We start from the raw sequence: 14360 nt of genomic DNA, 5'->3' as shown, positions 1-14360 counted from the left end.
CCAGTTAGCGGTTTTTTAAGCTTCACCATACTGATGTAGCCCTGCAAACAGTCTATACTACTTAATCCGGTTAAGAACAGGAGGAATAACAAATGTCTACATTAGTTACACCATTTACAGACAAAAGAATGGCCGAGATCGTCGAGAAGGTTCAAAACGGCGTAAGATTGAGCGTGGAAGACGGTGTCTATCTGTATGAGACAGATGACTTGCTCACGCTGGGTCAACTGGCTAACGAAGCCAACCTGCGGAAGAACGGAAAGAAAGTATATTTCATCGAGAACATGAGCCTTTATTTCACCAACGTATGCGAAGCTCGCTGCGCATTCTGTAATTTCCGTAAAGACCAGGGTGAAGAAGGCTCTTATACGTTGTCCGGTCAGGAAATGATTGATTATGTGGAAGAACATATTCATCCAGGCGTACGTGAGTTTCATATCGTAGGCGGGCATAATAATCATGTTCCTTTTCAATATTATGTCGACTCTTTGCGTGCTTTAAACGAAAAATATCCGGATGTCACGTTAAAAGCTTACACAGCTGCAGAGATTGATTTCTTCACTCGCATCAGTGGTCTGAGCATTAAGGAAGTTCTGCAAGAGCTGCAAAAAGCAGGTCTGAAATCTTTGACTGGTGGCGGCGCGGAAATTCTGTCTGATGAGTACCGCAAAAAAATGCGCGTAGACAAAGCCAATGTTGATCGCTATCTCGAAGTACACCGCACTGCTCATAACCTAGGCATGCGTACGCATACAACCATGTTGTATGGATCCATTGAATCCTACGAAGATCGTGTGAATCACATGGTTCAAATTCGTGAGCTTCAAGATGAGACAAATGGTTTTATGGTGTTTATCCCGCTTTCCATGCAGCCTAAGAGCAAAAGCGCAAGTATCATGCGTCGTAACTCTGCTTACGAAGATCTCAAAACCATTGCGATCAGCCGCCTGATGCTCGATAACATCGACCATGTTAAAGCGTACTTCATTAATATTGGTCCACAATTAACACAAGTGGCTCTCAGCTTCGGTGCTTCCGATGTTCACGGTACAATTGTACGCGAGAAGATCAGCCATGCTGCAGGTGCACTCACGCCAGAAGGATTAACTCGTAAAGAGCTGATCTGGTTAGTCAAGGGTGCTGGGCGCATCCCTGTAGAGCGTGATACGTTCTATAACGAAATTCAAGTATACGAGTAATAGCTCATTATACTTTTTCAGCCAAACCCAAGCATTGAATCGCATTCAGGTAGGATATAGCTCGGCTGCTTCTTTCCAACAATTTTGTTGTCTAGGTCAGCATTTTCGACTATATCTCATTCCTAAAGTAACCTCCAAGGGTTGTACTCACGGTACAATCGTGCTGCACGATATCTATAATTTGAAATGCATATTTTCTGATTATCAAAATAAAAACAATGGAGCAGCTATGGAAGCATAGCTGCTCCACAGGTTGCAGCCCCACTTAACGGGACTGATGCAGAAAGGAAGCCGAGTCATGAAAAATTTCGTCGTTCTCGGAGGCGGTTATGGTGGCCTCACGATTATCAAAGAACTTCTTGAAGGTAAAATTCCAGCAGACACACAAATCGTATTGGTGGATCGCAGCCCTTTTCAAGGACTAAAGACCGAATATTACGCACTCGCAGCAGGCACCGTATCCGATTACGACCTGCGCATCCAATTTCCAGTTCACGAAAAAGTTACGTATCGTTATGGAGAAGTAACAGCGATTGATTTGGAACAGCGTCAGATTGAATTTGAAGGCCAAGACCCTTTGGAATATGACAAACTGGTGATTGGATTAGGTTGTACCGACCGTTTCCATAACACACCGGGAGCAGAGGAATTTAGCTGCACCATTCAGAGCTTCAGCAAAACAAGAGAAACGTACCTTCGTCTCAGCGAGGTAAAAGCTTATGGACAAGTACACATCGTTGGTGGCGGTCTAAGTGGTGTAGAGATGGCCGCAGAGCTTCGTGAGAGCAGACCCGATCTGAATATCAGCATCCTCGACCGTGGTGAACGTGTATTGTCCGCCTTCCCACAACGTCTATCTGCATATGTTCATGAATGGTTCGGTGAACATCAGGTCGAGACCCGTGGACATATTGCCATTTCCCGTCTTGAAGCAGATGGAATTTATAATCGGGATGAAGAAATTTTGACGGACGCCGTAGTATGGACTGCAGGAATCCAGCCGGTCAAAGTTGTACAGGATCTGGATGTCACTAAAGATCCCCAAGGCCGTGTTGTCCTTAACGAATATTATCAAATTCCTGAATATACAGATGTCTATGTTGTTGGTGACTGCGCTAGCGTACCTTACGCTCCAAGTGGTCAAGCAGCAGAAGTACAGGGTGAACAGATCGCTCATATTCAGCATGCCCTTTGGAAAGGTGAAAAGCCCAATCCACACCCTCTTAAGCTTCGCGGCACGTTAGGTGCGCTCGGTAAGAAGGCTGGTTTTGGGCTGATGGGCAAAACGTCCATGATGGGACGTGTGCCTCGTATTTTGAAAAGCGGTGTGCTCTGGATGTCCAAGCGTCATCTCGGTTAATCGAGATCCAGCTCACTCCAAGCATCGGCTTCAGCAATTTTGGCTAAGATGGCATTGTACAAATCTTCGACTTTGTCGGTAATGACTAATTCGCCATTCACCAGTGCAAAAGGAGTCATGTAACATTGCCCACAATTGCTAAGGCAGCCGTATTCAATCACATCATAATCTGGATTCTCCTCCAGTTGATCCATGATTTCATCGGTGCCAAAATGCATATTGTTAGCACAAAATTCAATAATTGGTCTCATTTCAGTTCACCTGCTTTGTTTGACCATTTTAATTTATGGTCATTTGTAATATAATATATAGAGGAAAGGAGTTGAACAATATGAGCGAAAACGCACAAAGCACCATGTATGATGAGGTATCTGATGTGCTTGATAAACTTCGTCCGTTCCTGCAACGCGATGGCGGTGACGTGGAACTGGTCGACGTGGAGGATGGCATCATTAAGCTGAAACTGGTCGGTGCCTGCGGCAGTTGCCCAAGCTCCACCATTACCTTAAAAGCCGGGATTGAACGCGCCCTTCTTGAAGAAGTTGAGGGTGTACAAGAAGTCGTACAAGTATTCTAATCAATCCTTCACGAAATAAACCTCAAGAGCCTTTCGCTTCACTTGAAGCGGAGGGCTCTTTTTTTGTGTCTATTTCTTACTTCGCATAGTTCACATTACCTTAGCTCTACCGCTTCATATCTCATTTTCTCTAAATCGTTGGACGAATCGGATCAAGTCCTCCAGACACATCCATTATGTTACCTGTAATAAAATCCGAATGGTCTAAGCAGAGGTACGTAATGACACGTGCAATATCTTCACCGCTGCCAGGACGTCCTCTTGGTGTTTCCTCGTCCGCAATCCCGGCAATCTCATCTATCGTTTTCTCTTTATTGGCGCCGCGAATATCACCAGGACACACCATATTCACGGTTATTCCGTAAGGTGCTTCTTCCACAGCTAATGTTTTGGTAAAAGAAACCAAGCCCACCTTCGCGGCTGCATATACAGCTCGATGAGGCCATGATCTAGCTTCTCCGGCATGACTGAATCCAAAATGGATTATGCGTCCCCATTGCTTACGCCGCATCTCTGGCAGCACATACTGATCAAGCAGCATGGGTCCAAGCAAATTCCCCTGTACTAACATTTGTATTTCCGCTTCTGCATATTCAGCAAACAAACGGCGCTCACGAACAAATGGCCCTGCATTATTCACAAGAATATCAATGCTGCCGAGCTGTTCTTCCACCTGTTTAACCAAAAATGTAATCTCTTCGGTCTTCGAAATGTCAGCCTGGATTGCAATACAATTAACGCCTTTGGCTATAATCTGCGCCTGAAGCTCCTCTGCTTCGAGTCGGCTATTCACGTAATTCAGGGCAATATGACATCCCTGATCGGCCAGACTGAGGGCTGTCATTTTTCCAAGGCCTTTGGCACTTCCCGTTATGAGGGCAATCTTCCCCTTCACGTCCATCCCCCTCTTCAAAGAGCAGTCATTCATTAGTATAAAAGATTTATCACCCCCTCACAACTTGCATATTTTCTCTTGCCCATCTTATTTTGCAAAAAAGTGTAAACCTCAGACCAAATACTTATATTCCCAGCCATTACTTTGATATTAATTAGGTCTTAAGAAGTAAAATAACCCCTAATTAACCATATATACCTTGTTTGGTTGGGGTGTCTATGGTAATGTCGATAAGTCGTTTCTTTCTGTGAAAGTAATGACACAATACATATGATCATGTAAATATAATCATTACATGGCCCCGCTGAAAGGACTTATAGCAATGATGAAAAAATGTGTAGCATCCCTTATCGCAATACTGCTTGTATTTACATTACAAGGCCCCTTCTCCATCATAGCCTCAGCAGAAAGTGACAACACCATTGAAGATTATCAATGGTTAGACGGACCACGCGATGTCGTTCTCGACAACAAAGCCTCCTTAAAACTGGTTGAAGGACTTACCTTTTTAGATGCAGCCAACACGCAACGTTTCATGGAAGACACTGAATCCTTCCCGAACGGGACAGAGATCGGTAGTATCTATGGAGCTGGCGAGAACTCGAACTGGTACGTGATCTTCGAGTACAACGACCCTGGACATATTGACGACAGTGACAAGGACAATCTCGATGCTGAAGAGCTCCTAGACAGTTACAAACGAGGTACAGAGGAACAGAATGAAAGAACTACTCCTGATAACCAACTGTTTATTACTGGGTGGGACATTGAACCGACGTATGACAGCTCCAAACACCATCTGCTGTACTCCATTGGTCTGAAGGATGCTCAACAGGAAGCCCTCGTTAATTACAATGTGAATGTTCTGACACGTGAAGGCTATATCGGAGTTATTCTCGTTACCGACAGTGCTAATTTCGAGGAAAACCGAAGACAGTTTGAGGATAGCGTTCTCTCCAATCTTACCGTCACTGCGGGGAACAAGTATGAGGAATTTGATGCTTCGATCGACAAAAAATCAGAACTCGGTCTTACCAGCCTGATCCTTGGTGGTGCAGGAGTTGCTGTTGCCAAAAAAGTAGGATTGTTATTGTTGCTCAAAAAAGGATGGTTTGTGATCGTCGCTCTAGTCGTTGGTGCATTCGGATGGCTACGTAATAAGCTGACTGGACGCAAAAAAAATGATGCTGAGCATTCTACGGATGCGAATTCTCTTTCTCCTGCTGAACAGGCGTATCAGCAGCATGCCGCTGGGCAAGAATCCATTGAACACACCCATTCTGCCGATCAATCAGAGAACGACCCGAATAAGCACTAATCGCTCCATCCACACTAATGAATCATACACAAAAGCCCTACACCTTATAAACAAGGATGTAGGGCTTTTATGTTTTATTATCGATACGGCACTCGGTAATATCATTAAACATCAATGATATACGTGCTCGACTCTCTATGTTTCGCTAAGTTACTACTTAAAATGCAGGTTCAACTGCACCTTGGTAACGCTCTTTGATGAATGTTTTTACTGCTTCGGAATTCAGAGCTTCTGCCAGTTTCTTAATAGCATCTGCGTCTTTATTATCTTCACGAGCTACAAGAATGTTAGCGTAAGGGTTACCTTGCAGATCCTCGATTAGAAGAGCATCTTTTTCTGGATTCAGATTTGCTTCCAGTGCATAGTTGGCATTAATGAATACCAGATCTGCTTCATCCAGTTGACGAGGCATCATCGCTGCATCCAACTCAATGATCTCCAAGTTTTTTGGATTTTCAGTGATATCTTGCAGTGTTGACGAGATGTTTGTGTTGTCTTTAAGCGTAATCAGACCTTCTTTTGCAAGCAATAACAATGCACGGCCACCATTGGATGGGTCATTCGGGATTGCAACTTTTGCGCCGTCTTTCAATTCATCCAGAGATTTGATCTTTTTGGAGTAACCACCAAAAGGCTCAACATGTACAGGAGTTACAGTAACGAGGTTAAAGCCACGTGCTGCATTTTCTGCATCTAGATACGGTTGGTGTTGGAAGAAGTTAGCGTCCAATTGTTTGTCAGCCAGTTGTTGATTCGGTTGAACGTAATCATTAAATGTCACAACTTGCAAACGAATGCCTGCTGCTTCGAGTTCAGGCTTGATGCTTTCTAGAATTTCAGCATGAGGTGTAGGCGATGCTCCTACTTTCAGTTCAACGGTACGTGGTGCGCCAGCAGAATTGTCTGCACCGCTATCTGCATCCTTGTTGTTTCCGCATGCTGCTAGTACCGCAATCAGCATAATACTTAGTAGAGCAAATGACCATTTTTTCATGTGTAAAACCCCTTCTCCAATAATTTTTATGCATGCAGCATCCTTATCCAATTTGATAAGAGCGAGTCATGCTGTCTATGTGTTATTTCCTGGTGAACAATTTAACTAGACGATCTCCAAACATCTGAAGTACTTGTACTAAAATAACAATCAATATTACCGCGACAAGCATGACTTCTGTCTGATAACGATAGTAACCATAGTTGATCGCCAGTGTTCCAAGACCACCGCCACCAACCATACCCGCCATTGCCGTATAAGAAACCAATGTAACAATGGTAATGGTTATACCTGCTAACAAACCAGGCAGTGCCTCTGGTAACAGAACACGTCTTACAATCTGCCCTGTAGAGGCTCCCATCGCTTGAGCAGCTTCGATAACACCACGATCTACCTCACGCAAAGTCGTCTCCACAATCCTCGCGAAGTAGGGCGCTGCTGCAATGACAAGCGGTGGGATTGTCCCCAGTACACCAGTAGCTGTCCCAACAAGGGCGCGAGTGACGGGAAGTAGAGCAACAATTAGAATGATGAATGGAACAGATCGCAATATATTGACAATAACCGACAGAATCGAGTAAACGAGAATTGATTTTGCCGATGGGGATCTTGCTGTCATGAAGAGTAGCACACCTAATGGTAAGCCGATAATTACAGTAAACAGACCGGATACAAGAAGAATCTGCAGTGTCTCAATAGACGCTTTGCCGACCTCTTCCCAGTGTACAGTTGAAAAATCCATGTTAACGAAGCACCTCCACATCAAGTCCCTGCTCGACTAATTCACGGGTAGTTGAGCTAATCGCAGCAGAATCTCCCTCGAAACGAACGATAAGCTGTCCATAAGGGACTTGTTTGATCGTAGAGATCGTTCCTTGCAGAATCGCGAAATCAACGCCGGTTTTGCGAACGGTTCGTGACAGAATAGCTTCATACGTCTTCTGCCCCAAGAACGAGATCTTCACCAACTGAGATTGTTCGCCATTCTTATGGCTGTTCTCTGAGCTTCCCAGACCTTCCTCTTCAAGCAACAACAAATCAGTCGCCTGACCTTGCTGCATGAAATCTCGTGTGATGGCATGTTGCGGCTTGAGAAATACTTTCGTAACTGGCCCCTGTTCAACGATGCCGCCCTGATGAATAACTGCAACCTGATCACAGATACTCTGGATTACATGCATTTCATGGGTAATTAGCACAATCGTTAACTCATACTTCTGGTTAATATCCAGCAGAAGCTTCAGAATAGAACTTGTTGTCTGTGGATCAAGAGCAGACGTCGCTTCATCACATAGCAGGACATCTGGATCACTGGCGAGTGCACGTGCAATGCCGACCCGTTGCTTCTGTCCTCCTGACAATTGGGCAGGATACTTGTTACTATGCTGTTCAAGTCCGACCAAGGTGAGCATTTCCTTTACCTTACGGTCGATCTCCGCTTTGGGCGTATTAACCAACTTCAGTGGAAAAGCAACATTGTCGTAGACCGTAGCAGATGAGAGAAGGTTGAAATGCTGAAAGATCATGCCGATCTTACCCCGTTGCTGTTGCAATTCAGACTTGCTCAGACTGGTCAAGTTCACTCCATTAACCCACACTTCACCTTCAGTAGGTCGCTCCAGTAGATTTATACATCGAATCAATGTACTTTTACCCGCACCCGAATGCCCAATGACTCCAAAGATCTCGCCTTTGCGTACATTCAGATTCAGATCCGCAAGCGCAGTCGTAGCCTTTGCGCCTCTACCATATGTTTTGGTTATTCCCTTTAATTCAATCAAGTAATACTCTCCTTCCCACTGCTTACACCTATCTTTACCCGAAAGAGAGGAAAACTCCCATTCATGCAATAAAAAAAGAACCCTTTGCAGAAACTGAAAGGGTTCTTCGCTTGAAAGAATATACCTTCTCATCTGCCAAAATCGCGCTTAACGCCATTTTGTAGGAATTAGCACCTAACATCTATAAAGAATGACACGTTTGCCATTGTCGTTATAAATCGGTTGCCGGGCTTCATCGGGCCTGTCCCTCCGCCGCTCTCGATAAGAAATATGATATTGTAAGATTGTATAAGTTCGTGTAATTCCGCAATTATACTGTTCAGATAATTCATGTTGAAACATATTACACTTAATGTCCTATTAGGAACTCAGTATAGTCCAAGTATTCCGATTTGTCAAAGGTAAATATTATGCTTTTAGCCCTTTAGTACGTTCTCTAAAACCTTGTTGAACCCACATTTTATTAATGTATCCATAAGACGCCTTCAAAGTAGTACACACCATATCTAAGCCTTGTCGCAATTCGTTCAAATGCTGATCTAAATCCTCCAGCTTCACTTTCCCCTGCAACGTCTGATGCAGTTGCCACAAATCATCTTGCATCTCAGAATTCATGTAATGAATCTCCATGTTTCTGCGTTTGCGTAATTTACTCATGGGCTCTCGGTATACATCCTTGATCTCAATCAGCTTAACAGCTAGCTCCGAATGCATCTTTGCATATCCAAACTGTCGCAACACGGTAAAATAAGAGAAATGCGTTTTTACTTTGGTTGTATTGAGCTGAAACAGTTCATTCAGCACCGTTCCTGTCTTGTCCAAAATGGCAAAGCAACGAATGAATCCATCCTTGTAAAAATAAACATACCGGGCGTATTCAGCCTTTTCTTCACTGGTCATGTCTTCTATAGAACCCGCTTTCACCTTTTTCCGAAAATGAGATGCTGCAAAGCAACTTTGCTCCAGTTCATCCAACGAAGAAATTAACCCCTGCGTCCATACATATAACTTGCGATAATCATGCGTTGGATCTTGGTTCTTCTCCAGTTGTCGTTGCAGTAACTCCAAAGTCTCCACCATTGAATCAATAGCTTCCTCCAAAATACCCTCATTTTGGCGCGGCGGTTCGCCTAGCAACGTTCGCAGCATATACAGCCTCCTCTTTGCATTCTGCTGATCATGGGATGCTTAATCATGTTAAACAAAATCGGGATCAGAGTAAATGCATGAATGCTGCTTCGCTTAGGTTGCCCTGTCATGCCTAACATCAAACAAAGTCCACCTCTCCAATGATCTACATCATGGAAAGGCAGACTCTGTACGTTGTCGCATTATAACGTCCTGTATCTTGAATCTGTATACTTGATTTAGAAACGATTAACTGGACGATGCAGCTTGTAAACAAGGAAACTCATGTACGTTAGAACGCCGAACAATATGGCAATATCCAACATATGCGCAAGCGCAACGAACATGTACACTTCTGGGCGCCCGATCGTAAGCATCATCACGAATCCAATGAAAACTTGGAGCAGGATAAGCACTACAGCGATAACACCTAATCTCCGAAGTTCGGTGTTATCCGGGTGTTTACGATATGCATAATGACCCAAAATCGCGATGACAATAACAAGGGATAATGCAGCCAAACGGTGAGCAAAGGCTACAGCTACCCCTCCGGACAACTCTGGAACAACCTGTCCATTACATAATGGGAAGCCAGAGCAGCCTCCTGCTGAGTCGGTATGGCTCACGAACGCACCTGTGTACACAACGAGATACGTATAAACCGTGGAAAACCAAACCAGATTGCGGAAGCCTTTGGTTACCCGAGGGAAATTATTTAATCTTTCTAGTCCTCCGTGACGCGCCTCCTGCCTTATTCCCAGCGCCATCATTAGAGAACTTGCGAAGGCTATAATGGAGAATCCAAAGTGCAGCGCCATAACGGCGGAAGATTGGGAGAACACCACGGCAAAGGCTCCCATGATTCCCTGGACAATAACAAAAATGAGCGTTAGTAATGAGAACAATTGTAGATCTCGACGAGACTTACCAAACCGCAAAAATGCTACAAAAGAGGCAATCGACAGCAGACCTGCCAATGCGCTTACGGCACGATGTGAATATTCAATTAGGGATGCCACCGTATGTGCTGGAACAAGCTTTCCGTTACACAAAGGCCACTCTGTGCCACAACCTAATCCGGATTCCGTCTTGGTAACAATGCCCCCACCGAATGTCGCCAGGAACATTACAAGACAAGTTAATACGGTTAACCACTTAAACAAGGTTAAATGCTTCAATTTTTTCTCACCTGCTGTTGGTTTAAGATGGCGAAAAACATCGTTTCTCGCTTGATTCAGTACTTTGACACGTAATTCACAACTAAACTCATTATACCGGATAAAAGTGTCATTGACGCCGCGCTTTGTGACAAAATGTTAACGTCTGTTTAAAAAATGACCAGAAGGTCATTTTAATTCAAATTTTAGACACAAGCGTTCATTCCCACATCTTAATAGTGTCTCCTGAACTTTAACGAACATACCAACAGCCACTTCTCCGATAATGGAAAAATGGCTGTTAACATATGTAACCTTTAAAATGGATAGTGTTTATTTGTGGATCGTTTTATACACTTCGACAGCTCGATCAAGAAACTGCTCAATCTCTTCTCTAGATTTACGAAGCTTATTCACATAACGAACCAGCTCGCGTCCATCTGTATACGCCACAAAACTCGGTATGCCGAGGATGTTTTGTTCTTCGCTAACCGTCCCCACTTGATCAACATCAACCTCAACCAGTGTCAGCTCACGAGCATACTTGTCCTCTACCTCAGGCATAAATGGATCGATGTACTTACAGTCTCCACACCAATCGGCTTTAAATACGGCTACAGTCAATCTCGGAGATTGAATCGCTACATCGAATTCAGGTTTGGAAGTTATTTGTTCCATGATCACATCTTCCTTTCTTTTCCTTGTCTTAACCTAAGTGAAGCAAATTGCCGAGTGGAAGTCAAATATTCAGTACATACTGATTACATACTGACGTTAGAGCAATCATGAGAAAGGATGACGAGCAATGCATACTCACAAAACAGATTCGCCACCACTGGAGTCCTTTTTTCACATTGTGCGTTCCATTCCTGGTGCGGCGAGGGAAGTCTGGCGTGGCAAACAGGCAGCTTGGCAAGCCTCCAATCAACTACGTCATCCTTTACGTGATTTGGCTTGGCAATCTGATGTCGCCCAATCCTTGCAAGAAGAAGTTGAACGTTTATTGCCTGGAGTGGAATCGGCTGCCACTAGACATGCTCGGAGCATGATTGTATGTGAAGAGGACTGCATTATTTTAGAAGAAATCCAAAGACTGACGACAGAGCATAATCGAAGTAATATTACCCGCACAGCGGCCTATCTGGAATGTTATGAACAGTGTCCTGAGCTTCATTGGGCGCTGCTGGCTCATATGGTTTCACGCAACGGTGGATACCACATGACAGATCTACAGAGTGGTCTAATGCACAACCTGCAAAGTCAAACCGATCGAGAACATATGTATCGCATGTTGGAGCGTTGTAATGCGCTTATCTTCCAAGATGCCTACCCTCAATTATTGTTGTACATGAATAGCCGAAGACTGGGACGAAGTTGTTTCCACCTACTCCCCCACTTCCATGTCTCTGTCTTTATGACTCCCTTTTGGGAACGATTTTGGCTGGAACGCTGCAGCTCATTGCTTAGTGTGGCATTAATTATTAATGAGCAGAACTATATTGAGAGCCGAGTTGTGCAGCATCCTTATTTCAAAAAAGAAGTGCTGTCCAAGCCTGCCTTTCATCTGCATAACCTGGCTGGGCTAAATCATATCGTATTTCCACTCGGACGTGGAAGAGGACTTGCTGGTCGAGTCATTGAACATTTCGGCAAGCTGGATGAACGTATAATGTTTGGAAAAAGCCTATATGCTATGCTGTTCGGTACCCAGCAAGTATTGGCGCAAGTACTAGAATTTGCCCGTTCCGTACCCCACCTTGGATCGCGTGCTGAATATTGGCCAGGCTTGTTCACAGCCCACGAGGAGCATGCTGGGAAAGATGAGTTTTATAGCAAAGAATTATTGGAGTTGGAATGGCTACCAGAGGGTCAGCGACTGTACAGCCCTGAATTACTCGCTGTGTGGCAGGACACACCCTATGAGCCGATTACAAGACAAGACTGGCTCCAGAGTAGGGATTGCCTTGGCCACCTAACCGCACCACGTCGACCATGGCTATTCGAGATGAGTCACGAACACCGATATGGGTTGCTCAAAACTGCGGCCGCTCATGATGCCAAAACTTTATTACATTAAGTACCATCACATCTCATTAAGAAACAACATAGCAAAGCAATCCTGATCCAGAATTTCTTTCCCTTCCTTCGATAATATCTGGTACACATACCAAAAAGCCTGTCCACTGAATAATTACAGCGAACAGGCTTATATGCAATGCTTAGATATAGGTAAAGGCATGCCCTTAAGTTGGGGCATATGACCGGTTACCATCGGTTACCCTTGTTGCTCTACTCCACGTTGCAGACGCATCAGTGGACGTAAAACCTTTTGCAAAATACGTGGGTAACTTCCCAGTTCATCCTTACGCAGCACACGTAGCACAATTAAGAGTACAAGATAGATAACTACAACTAGTGCACCAACAACCAGACAAGTCATTAGGAACGATACACGGGATGGCAAGAATGAGCCAAAGACCATATTTCCTAACCAGTTTGTGCCGAAGCCAGCACCTGCAGCAAGCAATACAGTCAACAGGAACCCTTTCCAACGATCACCCATGATCGAGAAGGATACTATTTTTCTCAGCACCCGGAGATTCAGATACGTAATTACTAAGAAACATAGCGCTGTAGCGATAATAATGCCATAAATGCCCAAGATCTGTGCAAGGATCAGACTCGCCACCAATTTGACGACTACACCTATAGCTACACTGATCATCGTAATCCGCGGTTTACCTACACCCAGCAAGATGGAGTTTGTTGTCATCATCGTAATCTGGAAAATGGTACCGAAGGTTAACAACGCAATGATCGGTGTTCCATCTAATGAAGTAAATAATAGTCCGTTCACGGAATACGCCGCAGTACAGAGCGCAATAACAATAGGCATACCTGTCAGAATCGAAATACGTAATGCTAGCGTAATCTGATTCTTCAAATGAGTCTCATCCTTACGAGCGAATGCTGCCGAGATAACCGGCACCAATGATTGACTCAAAGCGATGGCAAGAATCGGCGGTATACCCGCAATACTTTGCGCCTTCGCACCCAAGATCGCAAGTACGGCTGTCGCTTCTTCTAATCCATTACGACCACTTAGCAATGGAACAACAAGGGATGAGTCAATGAAGTTAATTGCAGGAACCGCCAGCGATGATAGAACAATCGGAATAGACAGCTTGAAGATATCTGCGTAAATGCCGCGCATCGGCAATTGTTGAGCTCGTTCCATTTCAAACTGGGCTTCACGATCTTTGCGACGTAGTTTCAAGGTGAAGTACAGCATAACAGCAAACGCACCAATACTTCCGAATACACCACCGAAGGAAGCACCCGCAGCAATTGTCTGATCATCATAATTCCATTGCAGCATAATGTAGGCCACAATAATGGCTGTTCCTACACGGGCAAATTGTTCTACAATCTGCGAGATACCACCAGCCGTCATGTTGCCTCGACCTTGGAAATAACCACGCATCATGGCAATCGCCGGGAAGAGCAGCAACGCTGGTGCTAGAGCCCGAATGGCACTAACGGATTCCGGTACCTTCGAGATATGGGTCGCGTAGAACGGTGCGGCAAACCACAGCAGTGTCGACATAACAACACCAGCCACAGCAGCGAAGATCAGGGCTGCCCGGTAGATCTGCTGTGCTTCGCCTGCTCGTCCTAGTGCGTAGCGTTCGGATACCATTTTACTCAGCGTACTTGGTATACCTGCCGTAGCAACTGTTAACAGCATTAAATATACCGTATTGGAAATGGTAAACGATGCGTTACCGATATCCCCGAGGATATGCTCAAGTGGCACACGTTGCACAAGACCAAGCACCCTTGCTATGAGCGCTGCTGCCGCTAGAATGAGCGTCCCCTTAATAAATGTTTCCTTCTTAGACAAACCAATTCCCCTTCTTTCCTCCACACGGACGTGCAGCCAGATGGCGC

General features: G+C 44.6%; 14 protein-coding genes and 1 riboswitch. Of the genes, 5 read left to right on the top strand and 9 right to left on the bottom strand.

From position 1 onward, the window contains the following. The first annotated feature begins 92 nt into the window (after positions 1 to 92). Both mqnE and J2T19_RS17090 read left to right on the top strand, forming a co-directional pair. Positions 93 to 1199, top strand: a complete 1107-nt coding sequence (gene mqnE / locus J2T19_RS17095) for an aminofutalosine synthase MqnE (protein ID WP_056702363.1) — start codon at positions 93 to 95, stop codon at positions 1197 to 1199. A gap of 298 nt (positions 1200 to 1497) precedes the next feature. Then, positions 1498 to 2559 carry an NAD(P)/FAD-dependent oxidoreductase gene (locus J2T19_RS17090; RefSeq protein WP_307217796.1) on the top strand — a complete coding sequence of 354 codons (1062 nt, stop codon included), beginning with the start codon at positions 1498 to 1500 and terminating at the stop codon, positions 2557 to 2559. Here the strand turns inward: J2T19_RS17090 and J2T19_RS17085 are convergent. Next, positions 2556 to 2810: a YuzB family protein gene (locus J2T19_RS17085; protein ID WP_056702359.1), complete on the bottom strand. Its 255-nt coding sequence runs from the start codon at positions 2808 to 2810 to the stop codon at positions 2556 to 2558. The two genes, J2T19_RS17090 and J2T19_RS17085, sit on opposite strands and share 4 nt — an antisense overlap. Positions 2811 to 2890: 80 nt before the next feature. On the opposite strand from J2T19_RS17085, the gene J2T19_RS17080 reads away from it, so the two are divergent. After that, positions 2891 to 3136, top strand: coding sequence for a NifU family protein (locus J2T19_RS17080; protein WP_053783253.1), 246 nt, complete (start codon positions 2891 to 2893; stop codon positions 3134 to 3136). Positions 3137 to 3266: 130 nt separating this feature from the next. Here the strand turns inward: J2T19_RS17080 and J2T19_RS17075 are convergent, their stop codons facing one another. Next, complete coding sequence (locus tag J2T19_RS17075) at positions 3267 to 4031, bottom strand: SDR family oxidoreductase (protein ID WP_307217792.1); 765 nt, start codon at positions 4029 to 4031, stop codon at positions 3267 to 3269. Between the two features lie 325 nt (positions 4032 to 4356). Between J2T19_RS17075 and J2T19_RS17070 the strand changes: the two genes are divergently transcribed. Then, positions 4357 to 5349: a DUF2167 domain-containing protein gene (locus tag J2T19_RS17070; RefSeq protein ID WP_307217790.1), complete on the top strand. Its 993-nt coding sequence runs from the start codon at positions 4357 to 4359 to the stop codon at positions 5347 to 5349. Positions 5350 to 5506: 157 nt separating this feature from the next. Here J2T19_RS17070 and J2T19_RS17065 read toward each other — a convergent pair whose 3' ends face one another. From J2T19_RS17065 to J2T19_RS17040, 6 genes are all read right to left on the bottom strand, one after another. Further along, positions 5507 to 6343, bottom strand: a complete 837-nt coding sequence (locus J2T19_RS17065) for a MetQ/NlpA family ABC transporter substrate-binding protein (protein WP_056702353.1) — start codon at positions 6341 to 6343, stop codon at positions 5507 to 5509. 82 nt (positions 6344 to 6425) lie between these two features. Then, on the bottom strand, positions 6426 to 7085 hold the full coding sequence (locus J2T19_RS17060) for a methionine ABC transporter permease (RefSeq protein WP_307217787.1): 660 nt from the start codon (positions 7083 to 7085) through the stop codon (positions 6426 to 6428). A gap of 1 nt (position 7086) precedes the next feature. After that, complete coding sequence (locus tag J2T19_RS17055) at positions 7087 to 8124, bottom strand: methionine ABC transporter ATP-binding protein (RefSeq protein ID WP_307217785.1); 1038 nt, start codon at positions 8122 to 8124, stop codon at positions 7087 to 7089. Positions 8125 to 8249: 125 nt separating this feature from the next. Then, positions 8250 to 8392: riboswitch (SAM riboswitch) on the bottom strand. Positions 8393 to 8532: 140 nt separating this feature from the next. After that, complete coding sequence (locus tag J2T19_RS17050) at positions 8533 to 9273, bottom strand: Cthe_2314 family HEPN domain-containing protein (RefSeq protein WP_307217783.1); 741 nt, start codon at positions 9271 to 9273, stop codon at positions 8533 to 8535. Positions 9274 to 9491: 218 nt separating this feature from the next. Next, a complete protein-coding gene (locus tag J2T19_RS17045; RefSeq protein WP_370874896.1) occupies positions 9492 to 10379 on the bottom strand; it encodes a COX15/CtaA family protein in 888 nt (295 codons plus the stop codon). 363 nt (positions 10380 to 10742) lie between these two features. Further along, the gene (locus J2T19_RS17040; RefSeq protein ID WP_145049633.1) at positions 10743 to 11087 is read right to left on the bottom strand and encodes a thioredoxin family protein; all 345 of its coding nucleotides are present in this window, start codon (positions 11085 to 11087) and stop codon (positions 10743 to 10745) included. A 127-nt stretch (positions 11088 to 11214) separates the two neighbouring features. Between J2T19_RS17040 and J2T19_RS17035 the strand changes: the two genes are divergently transcribed. Beyond that, complete coding sequence (locus J2T19_RS17035) at positions 11215 to 12486, top strand: DUF2515 family protein (protein ID WP_307217777.1); 1272 nt, start codon at positions 11215 to 11217, stop codon at positions 12484 to 12486. Between the two features lie 198 nt (positions 12487 to 12684). Here the strand turns inward: J2T19_RS17035 and J2T19_RS17030 are convergent, their stop codons facing one another. Beyond that, on the bottom strand, positions 12685 to 14313 hold the full coding sequence (locus J2T19_RS17030) for a putative polysaccharide biosynthesis protein (RefSeq protein ID WP_307218073.1): 1629 nt from the start codon (positions 14311 to 14313) through the stop codon (positions 12685 to 12687). Positions 14314 to 14360: the final 47 nt, after the last annotated feature.

This window comes from Paenibacillus tundrae (assembly GCF_030812775.1).
GTDB lineage: Bacteria > Bacillota > Bacilli > Paenibacillales > Paenibacillaceae > Paenibacillus > Paenibacillus tundrae_A.
This window is presented reverse-complemented; position numbering and strand designations above follow the sequence as displayed.

What these genes read in the sequence shown, in the direction of transcription:
- mqnE (WP_056702363.1), top strand. Translation starts at nt 93, where the DNA reads ATGTCTACATTAGTTACACCATTTACAGACAAAAGAATGGCCGAGATC.
- J2T19_RS17090 (WP_307217796.1), top strand. Translation starts at nt 1,498, where the DNA reads ATGAAAAATTTCGTCGTTCTCGGAGGCGGTTATGGTGGCCTCACGATT.
- J2T19_RS17085 (WP_056702359.1), bottom strand. Translation starts at nt 2,810, where the DNA reads ATGAGACCAATTATTGAATTTTGTGCTAACAATATGCATTTTGGCACC.
- J2T19_RS17080 (WP_053783253.1), top strand. Translation starts at nt 2,891, where the DNA reads ATGAGCGAAAACGCACAAAGCACCATGTATGATGAGGTATCTGATGTG.
- J2T19_RS17070 (WP_307217790.1), top strand. Translation starts at nt 4,357, where the DNA reads ATGAAAAAATGTGTAGCATCCCTTATCGCAATACTGCTTGTATTTACA.
- J2T19_RS17065 (WP_056702353.1), bottom strand. Translation starts at nt 6,343, where the DNA reads ATGAAAAAATGGTCATTTGCTCTACTAAGTATTATGCTGATTGCGGTA.
- J2T19_RS17060 (WP_307217787.1), bottom strand. Translation starts at nt 7,085, where the DNA reads ATGGATTTTTCAACTGTACACTGGGAAGAGGTCGGCAAAGCGTCTATT.
- J2T19_RS17050 (WP_307217783.1), bottom strand. Translation starts at nt 9,273, where the DNA reads ATGCTGCGAACGTTGCTAGGCGAACCGCCGCGCCAAAATGAGGGTATT.
- J2T19_RS17045 (WP_370874896.1), bottom strand. Translation starts at nt 10,379, where the DNA reads ATGTTCCTGGCGACATTCGGTGGGGGCATTGTTACCAAGACGGAATCC.
- J2T19_RS17040 (WP_145049633.1), bottom strand. Translation starts at nt 11,087, where the DNA reads ATGGAACAAATAACTTCCAAACCTGAATTCGATGTAGCGATTCAATCT.
- J2T19_RS17035 (WP_307217777.1), top strand. Translation starts at nt 11,215, where the DNA reads ATGCATACTCACAAAACAGATTCGCCACCACTGGAGTCCTTTTTTCAC.